22 protein-coding genes are annotated in these 23,557 nt (G+C 38.2%); 17 read left to right on the top strand and 5 right to left on the bottom strand.

From position 1 onward, the window contains the following. The first annotated feature begins 196 nt into the window (after positions 1 to 196). The 10 genes from QA612_RS07560 (at position 197) to QA612_RS07515 (ending at position 11,659) form a co-directional block, all read left to right on the top strand. Positions 197 to 709, top strand: a complete 513-nt coding sequence (locus QA612_RS07560; protein WP_278283183.1) for an RNA polymerase sigma factor — start codon at positions 197 to 199, stop codon at positions 707 to 709. Continuing rightward, positions 693 to 2,153 carry a DUF4367 domain-containing protein gene (locus tag QA612_RS07555; protein ID WP_278283182.1) on the top strand — a complete coding sequence of 487 codons (1,461 nt, stop codon included), beginning with the start codon at positions 693 to 695 and terminating at the stop codon, positions 2,151 to 2,153. The genes QA612_RS07560 and QA612_RS07555 overlap by 17 nt, the downstream gene beginning before the upstream one ends. Before the next feature lie 343 nt (positions 2,154 to 2,496). Beyond that, positions 2,497 to 2,865, top strand: a complete 369-nt coding sequence (locus QA612_RS07550) for a response regulator (protein ID WP_278283181.1) — start codon at positions 2,497 to 2,499, stop codon at positions 2,863 to 2,865. Positions 2,866 to 3,141: 276 nt separating this feature from the next. Further along, positions 3,142 to 4,005, top strand: coding sequence for a class II fructose-1,6-bisphosphate aldolase (gene fba / locus QA612_RS07545; protein WP_278283180.1), 864 nt, complete (start codon positions 3,142 to 3,144; stop codon positions 4,003 to 4,005). Positions 4,006 to 4,743: 738 nt separating this feature from the next. Further along, on the top strand, positions 4,744 to 5,394 hold the full coding sequence (gene fsa, locus QA612_RS07540; protein ID WP_278283179.1) for a fructose-6-phosphate aldolase: 651 nt from the start codon (positions 4,744 to 4,746) through the stop codon (positions 5,392 to 5,394). A 687-nt stretch (positions 5,395 to 6,081) separates the two neighbouring features. Then, positions 6,082 to 7,368, top strand: coding sequence for a UDP-N-acetylglucosamine 1-carboxyvinyltransferase (locus QA612_RS07535; RefSeq protein ID WP_278283178.1), 1,287 nt, complete (start codon positions 6,082 to 6,084; stop codon positions 7,366 to 7,368). 51 nt (positions 7,369 to 7,419) lie between these two features. Further along, positions 7,420 to 8,385 (top strand): class II fructose-bisphosphatase, encoded by a 966-nt coding sequence (gene glpX, locus QA612_RS07530; RefSeq protein WP_278283177.1) that lies wholly within the window; start codon positions 7,420 to 7,422, stop codon positions 8,383 to 8,385. Positions 8,386 to 9,068: 683 nt separating this feature from the next. Next, positions 9,069 to 10,343: a transcription termination factor Rho gene (gene rho, locus QA612_RS07525; protein ID WP_278283176.1), complete on the top strand. Its 1,275-nt coding sequence runs from the start codon at positions 9,069 to 9,071 to the stop codon at positions 10,341 to 10,343. Positions 10,344 to 11,071: 728 nt separating this feature from the next. Next, positions 11,072 to 11,320 (top strand): type B 50S ribosomal protein L31, encoded by a 249-nt coding sequence (locus QA612_RS07520; protein WP_278283175.1) that lies wholly within the window; start codon positions 11,072 to 11,074, stop codon positions 11,318 to 11,320. A gap of 123 nt (positions 11,321 to 11,443) precedes the next feature. Next, positions 11,444 to 11,659 carry a hypothetical protein gene (locus tag QA612_RS07515; protein ID WP_278283174.1) on the top strand — a complete coding sequence of 72 codons (216 nt, stop codon included), beginning with the start codon at positions 11,444 to 11,446 and terminating at the stop codon, positions 11,657 to 11,659. 96 nt (positions 11,660 to 11,755) lie between these two features. Here QA612_RS07515 and QA612_RS07510 read toward each other — a convergent pair whose 3' ends face one another. Both QA612_RS07510 and QA612_RS07505 read right to left on the bottom strand, forming a co-directional pair. After that, positions 11,756 to 12,154, bottom strand: a complete 399-nt coding sequence (locus QA612_RS07510) for a hypothetical protein (protein ID WP_278283173.1) — start codon at positions 12,152 to 12,154, stop codon at positions 11,756 to 11,758. Positions 12,155 to 12,219: 65 nt separating this feature from the next. Continuing rightward, complete coding sequence (locus QA612_RS07505; RefSeq protein WP_278283172.1) at positions 12,220 to 12,699, bottom strand: nuclease-related domain-containing protein; 480 nt, start codon at positions 12,697 to 12,699, stop codon at positions 12,220 to 12,222. Between the two features lie 649 nt (positions 12,700 to 13,348). On the opposite strand from QA612_RS07505, the gene QA612_RS07500 reads away from it, so the two are divergent. Both QA612_RS07500 and QA612_RS07495 read left to right on the top strand, forming a co-directional pair. After that, a complete protein-coding gene (locus tag QA612_RS07500; protein WP_278283171.1) occupies positions 13,349 to 13,975 on the top strand; it encodes a thymidine kinase in 627 nt (208 codons plus the stop codon). 343 nt (positions 13,976 to 14,318) lie between these two features. Further along, entirely contained in the window at positions 14,319 to 14,831 is a 513-nt protein-coding gene (locus QA612_RS07495) for a hypothetical protein (protein ID WP_278283170.1), read from the top strand. A gap of 91 nt (positions 14,832 to 14,922) precedes the next feature. Here QA612_RS07495 and QA612_RS07490 read toward each other — a convergent pair whose 3' ends face one another. Continuing rightward, entirely contained in the window at positions 14,923 to 16,251 is a 1,329-nt protein-coding gene (locus QA612_RS07490) for an FAD-dependent oxidoreductase (RefSeq protein WP_278283169.1), read from the bottom strand. Between the two features lie 296 nt (positions 16,252 to 16,547). Between QA612_RS07490 and prfA the strand changes: the two genes are divergently transcribed. Further along, a complete protein-coding gene (prfA, locus tag QA612_RS07485; protein WP_278283168.1) occupies positions 16,548 to 17,618 on the top strand; it encodes a peptide chain release factor 1 in 1,071 nt (356 codons plus the stop codon). Between the two features lie 50 nt (positions 17,619 to 17,668). Beyond that, a complete protein-coding gene (gene prmC / locus QA612_RS07480; RefSeq protein WP_278283167.1) occupies positions 17,669 to 18,562 on the top strand; it encodes a peptide chain release factor N(5)-glutamine methyltransferase in 894 nt (297 codons plus the stop codon). Between the two features lie 242 nt (positions 18,563 to 18,804). On the opposite strand, the gene QA612_RS07475 is transcribed toward prmC, so the two are convergent. Beyond that, positions 18,805 to 19,347, bottom strand: a complete 543-nt coding sequence (locus QA612_RS07475) for a hypothetical protein (RefSeq protein ID WP_278283166.1) — start codon at positions 19,345 to 19,347, stop codon at positions 18,805 to 18,807. Between the two features lie 649 nt (positions 19,348 to 19,996). On the opposite strand from QA612_RS07475, the gene spoIIR reads away from it, so the two are divergent. The 3 genes from spoIIR (at position 19,997) to QA612_RS07460 (ending at position 22,877) form a co-directional block, all read left to right on the top strand. Then, the gene (gene spoIIR / locus QA612_RS07470) at positions 19,997 to 20,695 is read left to right on the top strand and encodes a stage II sporulation protein R (RefSeq protein ID WP_278283165.1); all 699 of its coding nucleotides are present in this window, start codon (positions 19,997 to 19,999) and stop codon (positions 20,693 to 20,695) included. Positions 20,696 to 20,877: 182 nt separating this feature from the next. Beyond that, on the top strand, positions 20,878 to 21,315 hold the full coding sequence (locus QA612_RS07465; protein ID WP_278283164.1) for a GNAT family N-acetyltransferase: 438 nt from the start codon (positions 20,878 to 20,880) through the stop codon (positions 21,313 to 21,315). A gap of 503 nt (positions 21,316 to 21,818) precedes the next feature. Next, the gene (locus tag QA612_RS07460; RefSeq protein ID WP_278283163.1) at positions 21,819 to 22,877 is read left to right on the top strand and encodes an L-threonylcarbamoyladenylate synthase; all 1,059 of its coding nucleotides are present in this window, start codon (positions 21,819 to 21,821) and stop codon (positions 22,875 to 22,877) included. Positions 22,878 to 22,925: 48 nt separating this feature from the next. Here the strand turns inward: QA612_RS07460 and QA612_RS07455 are convergent, their stop codons facing one another. Continuing rightward, positions 22,926 to 23,492, bottom strand: a complete 567-nt coding sequence (locus QA612_RS07455) for a hypothetical protein (RefSeq protein WP_278283162.1) — start codon at positions 23,490 to 23,492, stop codon at positions 22,926 to 22,928. Positions 23,493 to 23,557: the final 65 nt, after the last annotated feature.

Raw genomic sequence — 23,557 nt, 5'->3', positions numbered from 1 at the left:
GAATGAATTCCATAATTGAATAGTTGTTGAAAAGACGAACGTTATAATTGATTTCAGCAAGCTAGCTTAACAATGTCTATTACTTATACTACTATTTTAGTTGTATCTAAAACAATTCAAACTATTTTTTCATGAAAATCGTTACCATTTTTAATTGTGTACGTCTAAGAGGGTAAGGAAGGGGGAGACAGACAAAGTGAATGATTTTGAGGATCTTTATTTTCAATATAGTGATCGGATTTATTCTTACATTTTATTCATGGTTGGCGATAAGGAAATTGCGGAAGATCTCACACAAGAGACGTTCGTGAAGATGTATCGCAATCGAGATCAGTTCGATGGGAAATCTCAATTTTCTACTTGGGTCATACGAATTGCCAGGAATTGTACCATCGATTATTTACGAAAACAACGGCCTATTTATTTATGGCCTTTTGAAAAAATAGGCACGATTACTTCAGCAGAAACAGTGGAGATGAATGTTGGAAAAAATGAGACGGTACAGGAGCTATATGATCACATTTCATCCATGAAACGATCTTATAAAGAAGTCATTGTTTTACGGAAAATTCAAGAGCTGTCAGTAAAAGAAACAGCCTCCATTTTAGGTTGGTCAGAGGGAAAAGTAAAAATGATGACGCACCGAGCAATGGAAAAGCTGCGTTTGGAAATGAAGGAGGAGGTGGAAGCAGATGAATCGTTTAGATGAACAACTGAAGGAATTAAAGACGTTAAACCGGGATGAAGGGGAAAAAATGAAGTCGTATCGTCAGGCGAAAGGGAGGCTAAAAGAAAATGAACCCATTATAGCATCTTCTTTAGGAAGGAGAATCGGTATACCCGTTGTGGTTCTTTCCGTTCTTTTTATCGGCTTTCTCCTCACGTATGAATGGATCGGTGAAAATTTCGTGCCAGCTGGTCCAGATAATGAACAGGACGACGAAGAGATGGATTTGTTCATTGATGGAACAATTGAAAAAGTGTATATCACTCATGGAGGACCCCTTGGCGTTTTACAAGATATAGAGGAAGAGACAAACTATGTTGTGTTGGAAGACGAAGAAAAATTACAGGAGTTGAAAGAAAGGCTTAATGATCCAATGGTAATTACTGAGGAGGTAGACCCTCTTGGATTTGGACTGGAAGTGAAGCTCTTTCTAGATAATGGAGAGTCTATTGGATTAAGGTCAAATCTCGATGATTCCATTTATCACCTTCAAGATGAAGTAGTTTATCAGTACGAATGGGACCAACCTCAAAATATAATGGTTGAATTAATGCACTATTTTATCGATTCACAAGCTATGGACACCGATGATTCAGATCCAGAGCCGGAGGACGATAATTGGAAAAGGTACGACACCATTGAGGAGGCGTTGGAGGATTTTCCTTTTAATATTTCTACTCCTGGAGAGAATCCAATTGATAGTTTTACAATTAGAGAAATTTTTGTTATCAGTTTTGAGGAATTGACTAGTCTTTCGATCAGCTATAGAGGAGGAGAAACTTCGATACCAATTGTAAATTTTATGGCGTCCGTGGGAGAAGTACCAGAAGATATGGTGGATAGGACGGATGGTCATGAAGATAATCCCCCTGAAGAAATAATTGACCATAATGGTACAGAGCTTAACTTATTCAAAGAAAAGGAAACGATCATATTAGCTTGGCGGGATAATGAGGTAACCTATTCAATTTCATCTAGTGAGTTAAACCGTGATGATTTATTGAGATTAGTCGATGCCACATACGGAGACGAATCCTTTTACAATAGCTATGGCACGGTTGCAGAAGCTGAGGCAGATTTTCCATACGAGGTAGTGACACCAGGAGATACTCCGCAGTGGTTTATTCCTGATAGAATTCATAGCTACAATGATGGTGAAGAAAGTAGACTTTTTGTTACTTATAGAAGTCCGAGATATGAAGGAGTTCTGACGTTTATTGCACAGAACGATGTAGATGAGGAATATGATGAACGTGGTGGTATGGTTGATTTAATTGATCACCAGGGGATGGAATTCAAAATATTTTCTAGAGACGATGAAATTCAATTGTCTTGGGAAGATGATATGTTTTACTCGTTATCTGCTGGGAATATAGAAAGGGATGACCTGCTGAGGATTGTTGATGCAATGTACGGATTTGATTGAGGTGGTGCCCTCGGTTTTTGCCGAGGGCACTTTGCTGTTTGTCAAACAATAGTGCTTCTGTTAACCCAAAGGGGTGTTGGTAGTTGTATTTTGTGTCTTAGAGTAGTGTTTTAAACAAGGGGATGTAAAATTTTTTTTAGTTATTTTGCGACAAATTTTGCTGTTTAAGTGGATTGATTAGTAGTTCTTTTGGACTATTTGAGGGGCTGGTGTAACATATATTGACACGGTGTTGATTATTATTTTTATTGGGAGGAAAGAAGGATTATTTACAATTAAGGCGAATTACTTTTTAATATAGGATATAAAAGGTAATTGATGAAATTTTAGGGGAGGCTTTGAGTTGGAGAAAAAACTATTAATTGTTGACGATCAATTCGGGATACGAGTTCTTCTGAATGAAGTATTTGAGAAGGATGGTTATAAAACATTACAGGCTTCCAATGGTAAGCAGGCGTTGAAGATTGTTGAGGAAGATGAGCCTGATTTAATTTTATTGGATATGAAGATTCCTGGTATGGATGGGCTAGAGATATTAAGGGAAATTAAAAAGATGGGTGCGAAGGCTGAAGTAATTATGATGACCGCATATGGGGAGCTGGAAATGATTAATGAGGCTATGCAATTAGGGGCACTTACTCATTTTGCAAAGCCATTTGATATTGATGAAGTCCGTGATGAAGTGAAAAATTATTTGGGGCAGAAGAATTAAGGGTCCTAAAATCGTTAGTTTTAACACTATTCTTTTCGTTCATTATGAAAGGAATTTTATTTTCTCTATGTTATACTATAGTTAAGTCAACCGGGTGAATGGTTATGGCTATGACCCAATTGGTTCATGGCTTTTTTCACGTAACAACGAAGTTAAAATCAATAAGGATAATCTGGCTTTAGTAAGTAAATATTACTAATATTGTTGATTAATTTATATGGTCATTCATTTTGGTGGACTATTTTAACGTATGAACGTCAAAGGAGGAATTTAATAATGCCTTTAGTATCGATGAAAGAAATGCTTGAAGAAGCAAAAGCAGAAGGGTATGCGGTTGGTCAATTTAATATTAATAATCTTGAATTTGCTCAGGCAATATTGCAAGCGGCTGAGGAAGAGAAGTCTCCAGTCATTCTTGGTGTTTCTGAGGGTGCTACTCGCTACATGGGTGGTTTCTTTACAGTAGTAAACATTGTGGAAGGGTTAATGGCTGATTATAATGTTACGGTACCTGTAGCTATTCACTTAGACCATGGTTCTAGTTTTGAAAAGTGTGTAGAAGCGATGTACGCAGGGTTTACTTCTGTAATGATTGACGGTTCTCATTATCCTTTAGAGGAAAATATTGCTCTTACGAAACGAGTGGTAGATGTTGCTCATACGTTAGGTGTGTCTGTAGAGGCGGAGCTTGGTCGTATTGGTGGCCAGGAGGATGATCTCGTTGTTGAGGATGCAGAAGCAGCATACGCTATTCCTTCAGAATGTGATCAGTTAGTTCGAGAGACAAATGTAGATTGCTTTGCACCTGCATTAGGCTCTGTTCACGGTCCTTACAAAGGAGAGCCAAATTTAGGCTTTGATCGTATGGAGGAGGTTGGAAAGCTTACTGGTGTACCACTTGTTCTTCATGGTGGAACAGGTATTCCAACACATGATATTCAGAAAGCTATTTCTCTTGGTACAGCGAAAATTAACGTGAACACAGAGAGTCAAATTTCTTCAGCGAAGCGTGTTCGTGAAGTTCTTGCTGACAACCCAGAAATGTATGATCCGCGTAAATACTTAGGACCTGCTCGTGAAGCCATTAAGGAAACAGTTGTTGCAAAAATGCGAGAATTCGGTTCATCAAATAAAGCATAGTGTACGATTGTGAAATATGATTGATTTGCCTTTCTTCGTTCTTTTGATGAGGTTAAGATGATTTGAAGTGAGTTGACAACAGTCTTTTATCCCATTTGATGTTGTCAGTCTCATTTCACGTCATAATCTGTCAAAATCTTTCGAAAACCGTAAGCGGTAACAAGATACTATTGAGCATTCTTTTGATTTCCTATCTATATATACATGATTTAAGAGTTTGTCATCAGCCAGTGCAAACTCTTAATCTCTATTTTAAGGAGTACCCTGAAAATAGGTATTGGTTCAGGAGTGGAGGGTGACGACTCCAGTGACGAGCATATGCTTCACGAATAAACTTCGAGTTGTCTCGACGCATATAACAACAGAGCAACACTTGCAGAGGCGGAGACAGGCCCATGTACTTTAGCATTATACTAAATGTATAGTGTGGAGGCTGAGACGTTGCCGGCGGTAAAGAAGACACTGTGAAGTATGAACAGATGTCGCACTTATGCCTATGGTGAAAGCGTTCACCAGTAACGGATGAACCTCCAGATGAGTATTTTCATCCCCCATGGTGCAAGTTTAACTTGCATGAGAGGTCTACCCTGAAAAGATACATACATATTTTATTGATGAACTGTCACTAATATATGTTCCAATAGCGAGAATTGCGGGTATAAGTAAATCACCGCAGCCGAACTAACTATGAAGAACGTACAAAATAATTTTTATTAAATCTAAGGATGAGGTGATCTAATGAAGTTTTTTATTGATACTGCAAATATAGAGGAAATTAAGGAAGCCTACGATTTAGGAATTTTAGCTGGAGTAACGACAAATCCGTCCCTTGTAGCAAAGGAAGGGGTAGATTTCCATGATCGACTAAAAGAGATTACATCTGTTGTTACGGAGGGGTCTGTAAGTGCTGAGGTTATTGCATTAGACGCTAAAGGAATGATAGAAGAAGGAAAAGAATTAGCAGCTATTGCTCCAAACATTACGATAAAGGTTCCCATGACTTTAGAGGGACTAAAAGCAGTTAAAACATTTTCCGAATTAAATATTAAAACAAATGTCACCTTAATTTTCTCCGCAAATCAAGCATTATTAGCTGCACGAGCTGGAGCAACATACGTATCACCGTTCTTAGGAAGACTAGACGATATAGGTCATGATGGCCTAGAATTGATTTCAAAAATCGCAGAAATTTTTGATCTGCATGGAATTTCCTCTGAAATCATTGCTGCATCCATCCGTCACCCGCAGCATGTAACGGAATCAGCTTTAAGAGGGGCTCATATTGCAACGATTCCTTTAAAGGTTATTCAGCAGCTTGTAAAGCACCCTTTAACAGACGCAGGGATAGATAAGTTTTTATCCGACTGGGAAAATGCTAATAAGAAATAGTCAATTTCATAGTTTTTCCTCACAAAAATGAGTACGAATGACACGATTAAAATCAGATTATAACATGATAAATTTGGACAGGTTCTAGTATGTCCTATATCCTGTCCTAATTTTGTTCATTTAATAAAGTGACGTCTTTGTATGGAGAGCTGTTGAATTCTGTTAGGCATTGGGAGGGTTATGTGAAACTCCCACTTCCTATAGTAGATTCCATTCAACTGCTCCTTCTTCCTTTCGTCCATCATTTTATTTTACCTCAACCAATTTGAACTAATTTCTCTGGAAAAATAGGATCTATTTCTTTAACTATATGGAAACTTCTCTCTTTTTTTATGTCTAAAATAATTTTTCTCCGTATAAAATGGTAGATAGAGACAGAATATGATACCATTTCAGTATGGGAAAAATAAATAAATAATAAAATTACATAAAGCAGTGGTAGCATCGTCGTGTAGAAGTTCAAAGGTTACTTGTGAACGCTTTTACCACAGGTACAAGTTTGATATCCTTCATTGTTCAAAGTGTTTACTTTGCACCACAATACAAATTTTTTTTAATCAAGCCAAGTTAAATAGAATCGATTGTTATGATAAAGAAAATTTGAAATAAACATAGTACTAATAAAACAATCACATGCTTTATATAGTAAAAAATGTCAATCATAGAATGACAGAAGGGAAGCTGGTTATGGAAAAACTATTGATCGAAGGGGGCCACCCTCTTGAGGGAAAGGTTCAAATAAGTGGAGCTAAAAACAGCGCAGTGGCACTCATTCCTGCTGCAATTTTAGCAGATTCTCCAGTGACGATCGATAATCTCCCAAATATTTCAGATGTAGAAACGTTAGCTGAGTTATTAGAGGAAATTGGTGGTAAAACGGAGCTTGATAGAGATACTTTGGTCATTCATCCTGAAAATATGTTCGCGATGCCTCTTCCAAATGGTAGAGTGAAGAAGCTTCGTGCTTCTTATTACATGATGGGGGCAATGTTAGGAAAGTTCAAGAAAGCTGTCATTGGACTACCTGGGGGCTGTAATCTTGGCCCAAGACCGATTGATCAGCATATTAAAGGATTTGAAGCATTAGGAGCTAAAGTGACAAACGAACATGGTGCTATTTATCTTCAGGCAGACGAGCTAATCGGAAGTCGTATTTATTTAGATGTAGTTAGTGTAGGAGCAACAATTAACATAATGCTTGCAGCAGTACTAGCTAAAGGGAAAACCACTATTGAGAATGCAGCAAAGGAACCAGAAATTATTGATGTGGCAACTCTCCTTTCTAGCATGGGTGCAAATATTAAAGGTGCAGGAACAAATGTCATCCGTATTAATGGGGTAGAATCACTCCACGGTTGTAGACATTCTATTATTCCTGATCGAATCGAAGCAGGAACATTTATGATCCTAGCTGCAGCTATGGGGAAATCCATTACAGTTGATAATGTTATATCAGATCATGTGGAATCCTTAAGTGCAAAACTAAGAGAAATGGGCGTTATGATTGAAGAGAAAGATGATCAAATTTTTATTAGTGGGTCAAATAATTTAAAACCTGTTGATGTGAAAACACTAGTTTATCCTGGTTTTCCAACGGACCTACAGCAACCCTTTACCAGTTTATTAACAAAGGCAGAAGGTTCTAGTATTATCACAGATACAATATATAACGCTAGATTCAAGCACATAGATGAACTCCGTAGAATGGGTGCAAACATTAAAGTTGAAGGACGATCTGCATTAATAAATGGTGGTTCCACCCTACAAGGAGCAAAGGTACGGGCAAGTGATCTACGTGCGGGAGCAGCTTTAGTCGTAGCTGGTTTAATGGGCAATGGCGTTACGGAAATTACTGGAGTAGAGCATATTGATCGAGGGTACGGTGGACTAGAAGAAAAATTAAAGAGCTTAGGTGCAAAGGTTTGGCGTGAAAACATCACAGGAAAAGAACTGGAAGAAATTCAGAATTCCTAAAACTAGCGTTAAGTCATACAAAAAAATAAAAAAGAGTCGAGGGGAAGCAATATGGAAAGAAGTTTGTCAATGGAATTAGTGAGAGTAACGGAGGCAGCAGCACTTGCATCTGCTAGATGGATGGGAAGAGGAAACAAAGAAGCTGCTGATCAAGCAGCAACAGAGGCTATGCGTGATGTTTTTGATACGATCCCAATGAAAGGGAGAGTGGTTATTGGAGAAGGCGAAATGGACGAAGCACCAATGCTATATATTGGTGAAAGACTAGGTAATGGCTACGGTCCACGAGTAGATGTAGCAGTAGACCCACTTGAGGGAACAAATATTGTTGCCAATGGAGAGTGGAATGCACTTGCCGTAATTGCCATTGCAGATAATGGAAATCTCCTTCACGCACCAGACATGTACATGGACAAAATTGCTGTCGGTCCAGAGTCAGTTGGGAAAATTGATATTGAAGCACCAGTAGCAGACAACCTTAGAGCTGTCGCTAATGCTAAAAACAAGGATATGGAAGATCTAGTAGTAGCTATTTTAAACCGTGAACGTCATCAACAATATATTGAGGATATTCGTAAAGCTGGTGCAAGAATTAAGCTAATGAGAGACGGTGATGTAGCTGCAGCAATTAACACAGCATTTGAGGATACAGGTGTAGATATGCTTATCGGTTCAGGAGGAGCCCCTGAAGGAGTTTTAGCAGCTGTAGCATTAAAATGTTTAGGTGGGGAGCTCCAAGGGAAACTATTACCAAGTAATGACGAAGAATTAGCTAGATGCAAAAAAATGGGTATTGAAGATGTGAATCGTGTATTAAGGATGGAAGACCTTGTTAGAGGTGACGATGCAATTTTTGCAGCAACTGGTGTTACGGATGGCGAGCTTCTAAGAGGAGTTCAATATAAAGGGTCTAGAGGAACGACTCAATCAGTTGTAATGCGTGCAAAATCTGGTACAGTTCGTTTCATTGACGGGAAACATATGTTAACGAAAAAACCAGATCTAGTTATTCGCTGAGGAAGGTTCCCCCTCCTCAGCTTCCCCTTACCTCATTGATACTTCCGTAAAATAACTATCACACTTGAAAAAGGAAAAATTATGTTTTTATATAATTTGATATGTAGAAAAGTAATCTCACGGGGAGATACTAGTCTAGAGAAGCTTGTTTTCGTTTTGGTAATCAATTATAATAATCTTCACGATTATGTAAATGAAAGGGACTTTAGTCTAACAATGAAGCATGAGGAACGGTGATTTTTAGTTTTATGAAAAGTTTTGTGTTGTGAAAAGGACGTTGAACTTTGCTAAAGGATTTAAGTGTATGAAGCTACGAATTTTTGCTACAATTAGTTAGTGGGGCATTCCCCGAGAATGATTAGAGAATGATTAAGTAAAATGCAAAGTTTTTCTAAAAATAGTAAATGGTTGTTTTATTTACTTTAAACCTCCAGTATACTTCTACTACTTCAATTCTAAACCCATTAATTCAAGTAATCTTTAATGTTATTCAATGAGTGGAAAACGATATAGTCGCTTCCCTTGAATTAAGTTATTCGAATAATAATAAATGTATTGAGTATTGCAGTTGTTATTATGAAACCAATGGTTTGTTACAATTTTTGTTTTCAGGTTTCAGTAACGTATTCAAATACATAACCAATAAAACAGTAAATAAATAAAAAAAAGGTGTGATGATACGCATGGGCGTAACGTTGAAAGAACTAGAGCAGATGAAGCTCAAAGAATTATATGAAGTGGCGAAGGAAGTAAAAGTTTCCTACTATAGCCAATTAACAAAGAAAGAATTGATTTTTGCTATTCTAAAAAAGCAAGCAGAAAAAGAAGAGTTAATGTTTATGGAAGGGATCTTAGAGGTTGTTCCAAATGAAGGTTTCGGTTTCCTACGTTCAAACACGTATAAGCCAAGCTCCCAAGACATTTATATATCGGCATCCCAAATTCGTCGTTTCGAGCTGCGAAACGGAGATACTGTAAGTGGTAAGGTAAGAAAGCCGAAGGAAAATGAACGATATTATGGATTACTACAAGTAGCGGCTGTAAATGGACAAGACCCTGAGCTTGCTAGAGAACGACCGCACTTCCCACAGCTAACACCACTATACCCAGACAATAAAATGACATTAGAATATGACCCTAAAAAAGTAGCGTCACGTGTCATTGATATGGTAGCTCCAATCGGTTTTGGTCAGCGTGGATTAATCGTAGCCCCACCAAAAGCTGGTAAAACTTTACTTTTACAAGAAGTGGCAAATAGCATTGCAGAAAACCACCCTGACATTGAACTTATGGTTTTATTAATCGACGAACGACCAGAGGAAGTAACAGACATGGAACGTTCCATTAAAGGAGAGGTTGTTAGCTCCACCTTTGATGAGGTTCCAGAAAACCACATTAAGGTTGCTGAGCTAGTTCTTGATCGTGCTATGCGTCTTGTTGAAGCGAAGAAAGATGTAGTCATTTTAATGGATTCCATCACTCGACTAGCTCGTGCCTATAACCTAGTCATTCCTCCAAGCGGCCGTACGTTATCAGGTGGTATTGATCCAGCGAGTTTCCACCGTCCAAAACGTTTCTTCGGTGCTGCTCGTAATATTGAAGAAGGTGGTAGCTTAACGATTTTAGCCACTGCCCTCGTGGAAACAGGTTCTCGTATGGACGACGTTATTTACGAGGAGTTCAAAGGAACTGGAAATATGGAGATCCATTTAGATCGTAAGCTTGCGGAACGTCGTATTTTCCCTGCAATCGATATTCGTCGATCTAGTACTCGCCGCGAAGAGCTATTAATACCGAAAGAGCAAATTGAAAACCTTTGGGCAATTCGTCGTACGATGAACGATCAACCAGAATTTCTTGAACGCTTCCTGAAAAAAGTACGTGACACGAAAACAAACATAGAATTTTTTGATTCCTTCGAAAAGGAAAAAGCAGGCAAACCAAAGGTGAGAAACTAACATCTCACAACCGAATTTTCCGTTACTAGCTAGATGGTGATTGGGAAATGCTAGACTAGTGGATTTTAGAGTCAAGCTGGCAAGCTCTTTTTGATTAATGATTTAAAGCATTTTTTTTAGCTATCAAATTCTATTAGTGGCGATTGTAGAGTTTTGCTGGTGCGAAAATCAAGGAATATGATATGTTAATGCGTTGTATTTTTGAGGGAAAAATCATGTATTAGAATGTTTCGATTTATTTATGACTTGTTGTAAATAATCAAATATCTAAAGCAATTGCTTGTGGTGTAAAAATAAAAATTTTACGTACATCAATTTTAACGTGGTTACTTTGCAAACAAACTGAGTTGTGTTTGGAAAGTAGTGAGCAAGTGAGCTGTATATGGAAGTATAAGCAGAAGTTCCTCACTTTGAAAATTATAATAAAAGAATTTAATCTTTTATATAAATATACAAGCAGTGCATATAGCTATGGCAGAAATGATGATGGGAATTTGTTAGTATTGACATGTAGATACTGGTTAGTGGTTAGTTAAGTATGGGGTAGCTGATTTTTTACAATAATTTCTTGTTAAATACTGTGACGGAAATGTTGAAACGTAGTTGCAAAATAGCTATACACTTGATATAATTTCACAGTGTGTAAAATTGATGTAGGGAGCTTGGACGACCTCCATCAGGACTGTAACTCTGTTTCGAAAGACTCAGGGCGGAAGGAGATGAAAAGAATGAAACCAGAAATTCATCCTAAATATCAAAAGGTAGTATTTAAGGATACAAGTACAGGTTTTATGTTCTTAAGCGGATCAACTAAGTACTCCAGCGAAACAATCGAGTGGGAAGATGGAAACACGTATCCATTAATTAACGTCGAGGTATCCTCTGACTCTCACCCATTCTACACTGGACGTCAAAAGTTCGCCGATGCAGGTGGACGTGTGGACCGTTTCAGAAAAAAATACAACCTCAAGCAATAATTATTGTTGGGATAGTTGTAATTTTAGCAGTATCCAAACGGAAAAACATAACGGTGAATGCCGAAAAAGACAAGAAACCATTGGTATGGTTCTTGTCTTTTTTGAATTGGGAGGAGGGGATAGGTGCAATTAGGATGGGGAATATGGTCTATAGAAGGTGAGGTGAGGAATTCAAGGATCAAGAAGGTTTTTAGAGGCCCGGAAAGCAGGAAAAAAAGGAAGTGCGGTATTCAAGGAATGTTCAAGACCAGAGAAATTCACAAAATACTTTATTTGTCAGGTTTAAGCAAGCTTCAAATCCACAAGAAAGCAGTGGATCTAAGAAATGCGCCAAAATAGATTGATTCTAGATCATTATAAAGCAACAAATCCGTCTGATACAGTAGAAACGTCGGCTGTTTTAGCATCTACAGCCATAGAATAATCTTCAATTTTCTATATATCCTCTATATAATACGAATGCTTTGCATGTCCAAGAAGCTTAAAATTTCTAGATAAAATACGCTTTATCGTTTTCTTCGACTTCACCACGTCACACCATTCCATTATCAATGGCGTTGTCACTTTTTTCTCCGGAAAAAGTAGCTTGTACTCTTTAACAGCGCGCAAAACACTTGCATCTACTTCCTCCAACTGTCCACAAGCTTTACAACAAATCTTCTGGAACTTAGTACAACCAATTAAATGCACATGTAATGAATGGCAGGAAGCGCACGCAATACCTTTTTTTATCGTTTCAAAATTGTACTTAGGGATATTATCAAATGAAGGCCTTGATATATGCATAGACTTCAGTTTTTCTGCTAGCTGCATGTGTCTTTGATTCGGCTTCACAGTTAATTTTTTACCTAAGTCGTTCATAAACCGATTTAATTGTGTCGGGAAGATAATGGGACTGTCTATTGAAGAGTGGTAAAGAGTAAACTCCGGGTGGATAAAAATGAGGTTAGATTGAATGGGAAGATTGGAGTTGACGCCTTGCTGTTGCAGTAATTGCGTAGTAATGTTTCACTTCGTTGCATTTGATGTAGTGGATTTGTGATAGCATTATTTGTTTTACAGAAGAACCATTCACCATTTTTAATATAGTAATCTCCTTCGAAAGTCTTTATTTCGAAAACGTAAATGGTGGAGGTTGAGAGGAGAACAGAATCTAGCTGGAATTGTGTATTGTTGTGCTCAAGCAATAAATCATTTAAAACAAGACAATTCTCGTTTGGTACACTTTTGGCTAAAAGCTCATCGAATTGACATTCACCTTCAAACCCTTTTCTCATTTTCCAAAAATATTTCTTTTCTTTTTCTGTAAAGCTTACGCGATAGTTCAGTAAGTGTATTAATTTTAGTTCCTGAGACATCACACGAGATTTTACCTCCATGGCAACACCTGCTTCCTATAAAGATAATTCTATATATTTCCATTTAATAGTATGTGAAAACGCTAACATTTACAAGGAAATTTTGTGAAAACCTCAAAATTTTTTTTCATCGCATCTATCTAGCGCACCAAAACTCATCGTTTATCCGAAATCCACACGTCCATCCCAGCCCGTCCCATCCCAACCTTACTACCTCGCCTCTCAACAGCAAAAAAATATTTTTTGATGCCAAATCCTTGTCACTGTCGTGTTTCGTCGATATATGTTAAAGAAAAAGAAAAAAGTCCATTGTTCGATTCGTCCTTCATGACTATAATAGAAAGAGACAATGACGTATGGGCCCGTTCACCTTAGACTGGACGGTCCATTTATTTTTTACAGCATGCCGTATAAGCTCTATACATAACTGGGAAAAGTTTAATCGACGTGATGTGAAAAAATGTCAATATTCTTGATGCTAAAGGTGAAGATTACACACTAAATTATTATCCAAATCCATCAAAGAATCCAAAGAATCCAAAATTTCCAAACTCAACTAATATCAAATTTCCAAACACAAATTGATTTTCTAATCACCAAAAATGCGCCACCACCAATCAATACCACAAGAAAAATTAATAACTAAAGAATAAATAGGGAGAGTCGTATAATGCATTTAACTAGGAGAGAAGGCTGGCTTGAGGTCGTATGTGGAAGTATGTTTTCAGGGAAGTCCGAAGAGCTTATTCGCAGAGTCCGCCGTGCAAGTTATGGCCGCCAAAAAGTACAAGTGTTTAAACCACAAATAGACAACCGTTACAGCGAAAAAGAAGTAGTGTCTCACAATGGCAACAAAGTATATGCAATGCCCATCAATAATGCATCTGCAATCTTAGATCAATTAGAAACAGACACACAAGTAGTGGCAATCGACGAAGTACAGTTTTTTGACCATGATGTCGTTGAAGTAGTACAAGAGCTTGCGGATCAAGGAATTCGTGTTATCGTTGCAGGTTTAGATCAAGATTTCCGCGGAGAACCGTTCGGTGACGTTCCAACATTAATGGCACTAGCAGAATCCGTGACAAAGCTCCAAGCTATTTGCTTGTCCTGTGGATCACCGGCAAGTCGTACACAACGTCTTATTGACGGAAAACCAGCATCCTATAACGATCCAATCATCCTGGTAGGAGCTTCAGAATCATATGAACCTCGCTGCCGTCACTGCCATGAAGTGCCAGGGAAGCCGGGAAAAAGTAATGTGAAACAGCCAGCAACAACAGCAACAACTAGATAACTGACGAAATCATACTAAATAAAACTTCATAAAGAAGCAAAAACGCCTAGTTCGTGATTGTTACATCACATGGAACTAGGCGTTTTATTATCTCCATCCCGTCCTAATCAAAATGGAAACGATCTCAATACCTTCACAAAAAACTCAGCAAAAATTCCTCAGCCATCATTTTTTGATAACACCTAATTTAAAATTGCCGCTAACCCCGACACCACACCTCTCCCCAATACAAAAACTCCACACATCCAACCCTCCAGACTCCAATCCACCCATCCAACAAAATTCATCAGCCTGTGTATTCACAATTGCATTTTAGGAAAAGCTACCTTTAGGAGGTGTTTTCATGAAGTATACCTTAAAAAGTGCCTTAACTGGGCTAGGATTGCTTCTCCTAATAACAACAGGTTGCAACAATAACTTAGATACCCCAGAAGCTCGAGGGTTCAATACAAATACAAACACAAATACCATCACAGCAAATGATGCACCAGAAAAAGATTGGACAGAATCCCTATTCGGACCTGGTCCAGCAAACTACGGAGTAATTCGCGAGCAATACGAACCATTCGATCCAGTCACTGAATCGAACAACACAGGAAAAAGCTATCGATCACCATCCCATCCACACCAAACTATAGCCGATGACCAGGATATGATCGAAGACATCATTTATGAAATGCCCGGAGTAACACCAGGAATGGTCATCATAATGGGAGGACATGCCTGGGTAAACGTATCCTTCGAAGAAAAAATCAACGGAGAGGTTTCCGAAGAACAAGTAGCAGAAATTGAACGCCGATTATACAAAGCAAACCCGCGCTACACCTACCAAATCATGGTGAACGACTACAGCTAGTTAACAACAATAAGAATAGCAAATAAAACAACCGCTTAATAGAGAAAAACTCAAAACTCCTTCTCTATAAAAGCGGTTGTTCTTTTTCCTACTAATACCTCCGAGCCGCCTGCTGCAACGGATCCCAAACCCCATTAAAAGGAGGCGCATAGCTCAAATCCAAATTCTCCAAATCAGCAATCGTCATCCCATGATACAACGCCGTGGCAGCCACATCGATTCGCTTATCCACCCCAGTTTTTCCAACAGCCTGAACCCCAAGCAACCGATCCGTCTCCCTATGCCGCAACAACTTCAAAAAAAGCTTCTCACTCTCAGGATAATAACCAGCATGAGATCTCCCCTCAAACGTAAGGGCCTCATACGGAATCCCAAGCTCCTCAGCCTCACCCTCACTCAAACCAGTCCGCCCAATCGTCAAATCAAAAAACTTCATAATCGACGTCCCCACAACCCCCTGAAACGTCTTCACCACACCAGCAATATTACTCCCAGCAATACGCCCCTGCTTATTCGCGTGCGTCCCCAAAGGTATGTAATCATCCAACTCCTTCACCCGATGAAACTGCGTAGCACAATCACCAGCCCCATACACATTCCCCACACTCGTCTCCATATAAGCATTCACACTAATAGCCCCCGACTCATGAACATTCAACCCCGCCTTTTTGGCAAAACTAGAGTTTGGTCGAACGCCCATAGCCAAAACCACCATATCCGAACGATAGACACCGTTTTCTGTCACAACATTAGCAACTCGCGTATCTCCCTCAAACCGCTTAACTGCTTGCCCAAGGACGATCTCCACTCCATTCTTTTCTGCCTCTTCATGGATGTAGCCACTAATCTCCTCGTCATACACTGTACCAAGACGATCAGCCAAATCAATAATCCGAACCTTTCGTCCCTTTTCCACCATGTTTTCAGCCAATTCTAATCCAATATACCCACCGCCAACAATGGTGACACTTAAGACATCCTCCTTCATATCCTCTACTATTTTTTCTGCATCAGGAATGGTCTTCAACACATGAATTCCCTCTAAATCCACTCCTTCTAAAGGAGGAATAATAGGGGAAGCTCCCGTAGCAATCAAACATTTATCATAAGCAATCTCAAAAGACTCGCCAGTAGCTGTATTCGTTCCAATTACAACCTGCTTTTCTGGATCAAGCTCTTTCACCTCATGCTCAATTCGTGCATCAATCCCATATTTATCTCGAAACGTCTCTAGCTTCCGAGCAACGAGCATATCCGTTTCCTCAATCAAACCACCAACATAATAGGGAAGACCACACTGAGCATAAGAATAATGCCTGCCCTTTTCCAAAACCGTAACACTTGCCTCTTTATTGTTACGAACAATCTGCATAGCCGCACTCATGCCAGCAGCATCTCCACCAATAATCACAACCTTCATCTATATCAACCTCCTATATCTTGCGAAACGATGAATGAATACTAACTATTACCATTCCCAATTTCTCTTATATAAAAACAAAATCCTATTCATATCCATATACTTTTCAGAGTCAACATCTTATTTTTTTCAAGAAAAAGTATATTTTTTCAACAACAAGTAGAAAGTGAGAGTAGTTAAAGTTTACGAAGAAAATGGGGATACAAAAAATACTGTGGAAATTCATTTTTACAATTGGAACCACCTATACTATAATAAGACTGTTAAGCGTCAATAAATAATGAGGTGAAGTAAACGTGTTTGAACGCCTAGAAGCAGTAGAAGAACGTTACGAAAGATTAAATGAATTATTGATGGACCCTGATGTGATCAGTGATACAAATAAGCTTAGGGATTATTCCAAAGAACAGTCAGATATAGAAGAAACAGTACAAACCTTCCGTCAATATAAGGAAATTAAAAAAGAGCTAGATGATGCAAAGGCCATGCTCGAAGACGATTTGGATAATGAAATGTACGAAATGGTTAAGATGGAGATGGATGAGCTTAAGGAGCAAATCCCTCCGTTAGAAGAAAAACTAAAGGTTTTACTCCTACCAAAGGACCCGAACGACGACAAGAACGTTATCGTTGAAGTACGTGGCGCAGCAGGTGGAGACGAAGCTGCCTTATTCGCTGGTGACTTATACCGTATGTATTCACGTTATGCAGAAGCACAAGGATGGAAGCCAGAAGTAATTGAAGCTAGTGAAAACGATATCGGTGGTTTTAAAGAAATCATCTTTATGATCAACGGAAAAGGTGCCTATTCCAAAATGAAATACGAAAACGGAGCTCACCGAGTTCAACGTGTTCCATCTACGGAATCTGGCGGTCGAATTCATACGTCAACAGCAACAGTTGCTGTTTTACCAGAAGCTGAAGAAGTTGAGGTAGAAATCCACGACAAGGATATTCGTGTTGATACATTCACGTCAAGTGGACCAGGTGGGCAAAGTGTAAACACCACCATGTCCGCTGTCCGATTAACACACATTCCAACAGGAACAGTCGTATCTTGTCAGGACGAAAAGTCACAAATTAAAAACAAAGAAAAAGCCATGAAAGTATTACGTGCCCGCATTTACGATAAATTCCGTAAAGAAGCAGAAGCGGAATATGCACAAAACCGTAAGTCAGCTGTTGGTACAGGAGATCGTTCTGAACGTATACGTACGTACAATTTTCCACAAAGCCGTGTAACGGATCACCGTATTGGCTTAACCCTTCAAAAACTAGATCAAATTCTTGAAGGGAAGATTGATGAAATCATCGATGCCCTCATCGTGGAGGAACAATCACGAATGATGGAAGATGCAGGAGAGTAAATTATTTTGGCATGAGGCTGATAAAGCTTGAGAACCAGGAGAGATAACAAATGAACGGTGAAATGAAAATTTACGAAGCTCTGAAATGGGCTTCTTCTTTTTTACACAAACATCATTACGAAAAGAATATTGGGGAAATTCTCCTCATGCATCACACTGACTGGAGCAGGTCTCGCCTTCTCGCTGAGCTACAAACAACCTTACCTGAAGAGATTTGGCACACCTTCAAAAAGTCTGTAGAAAAAGCAGCCAGTGGTGTCCCCGTACAGTATATTACAGGCGCGGAATTCTTTTATGGCCGGGAATTTGTTGTGAATCCCAACGTGCTCATACCACGACCGGAAACAGAGGAGTTAATAGAGGCAGTTTTACAGAAGCTACCCTTAGTCCTAGAAAAAAATGGAGGCGGGTCGTCAAAGTCTGTAACACCAATCTCCATTGTTGATGTAGGGACAGGAAGTGGTATTATTGCTATTACTCTAAAGCTAGAATCTACAGATAGCCAAGTACAGGCAGTGGATATCTCATCTGCAGCTTTGGAGGTTGCAAAGGAAAATGCTGCAAAATTAGGAGCAGCTGTTACATTTCATGAAGGAAGTCTTCTCGAACCGTTATTCAATCGTGGAGACAAAGTGAATGTGGTTGTATCTAATCCCCCATACATTCCAGAAGGGGATCGCCATTTAATGAGAGAGAATGTGTTAGATCATGAACCACAGCTTGCCCTATTTGCTGGTGAAGATGGTCTCACTATTTATCGAGAACTCGTCAAACAAATTCCAAAGGCTTTCACATTGCCGGGGCTTATTGCCTTTGAAATTGGCCATGGACAAGGGCAATCTGTATCACAACTCATTAGAGAAGTTTACCCAAAAGCAGATGTGGACGTGAAAAACGACATAAATGGCAAAGAACGAATGGTTATCGCCTTTGTGCGCAAATAACATTTAATGTGAGAAATAGATAATAATCTTTAAAAAAGATAACATAAAGTATTTGTAGAATGGCTCAGTTTTCTGGGCTATTTTCATTTTTCATTGTTCAGTAAAGTGGGAAGTGAACATATTCACTTTAAAACCATTTAATTTATTTTTGAATCTCCTATTAGCTTAGAATAGTGAAAAAGTTAAAAGCATAGCAATTACGAATTTCTATGCTTTAATTATTATACCTTCGTGAACTAACGTTAGTTGAAAATACTGTAAATAATCTCTTCTGTACTATCTAATGCTCCTTCCTCAGTGAAGTAATCTAGTCTATACCCTATAACATATCTATTATTATTGTATGTAAACATATGGAATTGAAAAGATTCAGTTTCTAGATTTTCTTGAATAACTATCTCTACTTCATTGACTTGGACTCTTTCCCCTGAAACATGGGTGATGTCGGCATAATTTTTATCAAAAGAAAACATTAATACTACATCTGTATTGTATGGACCGTAGAGTATTTTAATATTTGAATATTCCATATGGTCAACAACATCTTCTGCTGTGTTTTTGCTATATTGTAAATCAACACTTCTCGCTTCACCATTATTACTATAAGATACGTATGCAAAAGATAAATCTAAGTCATCAAATTGAGGTAAAAAAACTTCTGTATCCATTTCTTCGTTAATCTTTTGGTTAAGATTTTTAATTTCTTCATTTTCTATATCGTTACTGCAGCCTACCACAGCAGTAATTAAAAAAATACTTACTAATAAAATAGAAAAGAACCTCATCATAATTCCCCCTCTAAGTCACAAACAAATATGCATAATTTGTATTAAAGTTATTTGTACTTATTTACGGTTCTAAATCCAAAAATGTTTCAGGAATGTTCAACTTTTATTGCTAATTTCATTACTGATATACTCTTTTTCAGAGGCAATCAAATATATTAAATAAAATTTTGATGAATAGGAACGATTGTTCAAAAATGGAAAGTAAGTAAATTATGGAGGTTAGAATTTTGAATATAATACGAATGTTAAGTTTGACCTTTGACCAATTGCTCTATAATATAGAAGATATTTTTTAAAAAATCTTGTACCATCTTATCGGCATTCCAAAATCCTCGTTAACACTAAGATACACCATTACCCATCGAAACAAGGAAAACACCGAAATCCATATGAACGAAAACACCATCGGAACAGTACACTCTTATACAATCATCATTGAGCATGGTTAAATGATCATTTATACAAAAGCCTAAATAAAAAAGTACTTTTCTCCCTAGGAACTATAAGAACATTACCCTACCCAAACCGTACCACATCAACCTTCAAACGATCTTCCTCCACCTCTATGTCATGAATTGTCGATAGTTTATAAGTTTAATAGTTTTAACTGTTGGCGAGAATGATGACTGAAGGGGCGGTGCTAAACATGAACGAAAGAATAAAAACTTACATTTTATTGGTATTATCTATACTTATTTTATCTTGGGAATCACACGTTATTCTTCCAGTTCAGGCAGATGAAGAACAAGCTATCCCGGAGGATTCCATTAGATTACGAATATTAGCAAATAGCAATACTCCAATTGATCAAACAGTAAAACGTGACATACGGGATGCGGTGAATGCCCAAATTACGTTGTGGGTACAAGAGTTAACAGAATTAACGGAAGCACGTGATATCATTGGTGAAAACATAGATGAAATAAATGAAATTGTTGCCGAAAAGCTTGATGAAGTAGGAAGCGATGAACCATTTGACGTATCATTGAAGGAAACAAATTTTCCTACAAAGCTTTACGGAAGTCGTTTATATCCAGCTGGCACGTATGAGGCTGTACAAATCACCATTGGAGATGGACAAGGAGATAACTGGTGGTGTGTGCTGTTCCCACCACTATGCTTCCTAGATTTTTCGAATGGTGATGCAGTAGATCATGAAACAAACGATCTTTCTAACGAAACCAATGGAATGGAAGAGACAGAATCTAGCAACGACAATCTGAATGCTACTAGTAACGAGAAATCGGGAGACACGGAAGGTCATAAAACAGACGAAGAGGAAGTAAAAGTATCATTCTTTATTGTTGATGTGGTCATGAGTATTTGGGACAGATTATGGAATTAATCTAGTAGATTTTTAATAAAATAGAAAGTAGTAATATCTCTCTACCTTTCTCATATAAATGATAGTACAAGCTGCAAATTCGGCAAAAGCGGTGTGTTGAGGTGTGTTTTATAAGAGCTACGCTTCACAGCTTTGGTACTAAAATATATTAATTCTCTATCATTTGAGAAAGGGTGAGAAATATGAGTTTTATCGTAAGAAAAGCAGAGGAAGAAGATGCATTACAAATCCAACATTTTATGGTGAAGACAGGAGTAAATCAACAAATACCAACAGGGGATTGGTCCTCATTTCTTATAGCAGAAAATGATAAAGGAGATTTTGTCTCGATCGTTCGCATCCAAGAAGTGACAGATAAAATAGGCTTGATCCGTTCCTTAATCGTCGATTCTGATAAAATAACCACCATGTTTATTTTAGAGTTCCTTGAAGCGATCCTTCATTATGCAGAAGATAAAGGAATAACATCATCCTACTTATTGGCTGCAAACAATGCTAGCTTTTTAAACCCATTAGGCTTTAAGAAGGTAGATGATAATAGTCTTCCTACAGAATTAACAGCGTTAAAAGACGTGGAAGATCATGTTAGGAAAGGCTTACCGATCTTTGTAAAACAATAGTGTGACAGTTTCTAACTAAAGAGGCGCCAAAAATCACCTACGATTAAGAAGTTCTCCATGGAAGTATGAATTTGCGCCATGGGGGATGAAAATACTCTTTCAATGCTACCACTTCTCATGGTTTTGCTGCTTTGCAGTCGTCTAGATAGTTGCTTGACTACCGCAATTGTTTTTTTCACTGCTTTGCGGGCTTCTAGAACGCTTCTAGAGTACCGCATTTTTTCATTTCATGCTTTCCGGTCGTCTGAATCGTTTCTATTTTCATGGTAGACACTGTGAATCCAAAAGAGCTACTTATCTGAATTATTAGTTACAAAGGGTAAATTCCCCGTAATGTTAATAAAAAGCAAATATATTAACAGTCATTCACACAGTTATCCACAAAACAGAGTGGGTTATCCACTGATATTTGTGGATAACTATTCTTTTTCCACAACCTTCTCTAAGCTATTGACATTCATCTAAGTTCAAAGCAAAATAAATAGCAGCAAGGAGGTCAATTTATGGACCAACATGGAACAAAACTACTAACTGTGGATAAAAATGTGGAAAACATAGATGAAAATCGAAATATCATGCTAGCAGCGGAACAATTATTGGAGGGAGAGGTAGTTGCTTTCCCTACAGAAACAGTGTACGGATTAGGTGGAAATGCCTTATGTAACAAGGCTATTCATAAAATTTTTCAAGCAAAAGGAAGACCGTCAGATAATCCTCTCATTGTTCACATTGGAGAACGGTCTCAGCTTGTGAAATATGTGGATAACATACCAAACTATGCTACAAAATTAATGGATGCTTTTTGGCCAGGGCCACTTACTATCGTTTTAACGCATAAAGGGAACTTATCAAAGGGTGTGACAGCGAACTTACCAACAGTAGCTATTCGTATGCCAGATCATCCTATTGCTTTAGCCCTAATACGCGTTTCGGGTATTCCTCTAGCAGCCCCAAGTGCAAATACGTCAGGTAAGCCTAGTCCGACAAAGGCAGAGCACGTTTATGAGGATTTATATGGTCGAATACCTGTCATAGTCGATGGAGGTCCAACTGGTGTTGGGGTGGAGTCGACGGTTGTTGATTGTACAGGTGAGGTTCCAGTCATTCTCCGACCTGGTGGTGTGACGAAGGAAGAGATGGAAGAGGTTGTGGGAAAAATTGAGGTAGATCCCGCTTTAATGATGGAATCTGCTGCAACACCAAAATCTCCTGGCATGAAGTATACTCACTATGCACCAACAGCACCGTTAATTTTAGTAGATGGAAGTGAACGTTTTTTTAATGAAATAGTGAAAGAAGCAATGGCGTCAGGTAAAAGAGTAGGAATGCTGATTTTTGAGGAAAACAAAGGTCGTTTCTCTCCAGTGAAAAAAGAAGTGATAATGGGTTCCAAAGAGGACTTATCCTCCGTTGCATACGCACTTTACGATTCATTACGGAGCTTTGAGGAAAAGGAAGTAGACGTTATTTTTTCACAGGTCATCCCTGAAAAAGGCCTAGGAACAGCAATTATGAATCGATTAAGAAAAGCGGCAGGGGGAAATATAGTATCTGAAGCATAGTAAAAGAGCTTAGGAACTCCTAGGCTCTTTTGCTATTTATTCATTTCCCTATCTGTAGCTTAATCTTCTTTCGGTGTACGTTTTCTCTTCTTCGTCTCCAAATCCGTATCCATCATCAATAACTGTATTTACAGGGACGTGGGGAGTTAAGGCGATTTTCCATTCCTTTTCTTCTAAGACAGTAATCACAAGAAAATAATTCATGCCATCAATGTGATATTCATTTTGCTCATGCACATCAAAATCCACCGCTACATATAAAAATTTTAGATTATCATAACCCTCAATTAAATGCCCTGGAATAAATTGTTTTCCGTAATCATTTGGTAATTCCTTTGATTTTACTAACTCAGCTTTTTTAATGTTAAAAAATCCACGTCTCCTTATTTCATTTTCTTCGTTACTTAAAAACACCTCAATATCTTTTTTTCTATCTTCAACAAACCATTTTCCTATTTCACTCCATCTTTCTTCACCAACATCCTGGAAATAATTAGAAATTGTTTTTTCTGCCAAACTTATTTCCGATTCCTTGGCATCGACACTAGTGCCATTCGTTGTAAAAATAAAAAGGGCAAGTAGAATCGCAGAGTAAAATAATGCTTTCTTAGTCATATAAAAACCACCTTTAAATAATAGTTCTTCGTAGCTTACCCAATTTTAGTTAGGAGCATCATTTA

The sequence above is a fragment of the Evansella sp. AB-P1 genome (assembly GCF_029688925.1).
In the GTDB taxonomy this organism is placed as follows: domain Bacteria; phylum Bacillota; class Bacilli; order Bacillales; family Salisediminibacteriaceae; genus Evansella.
This window is presented reverse-complemented; position numbering and strand designations above follow the sequence as displayed.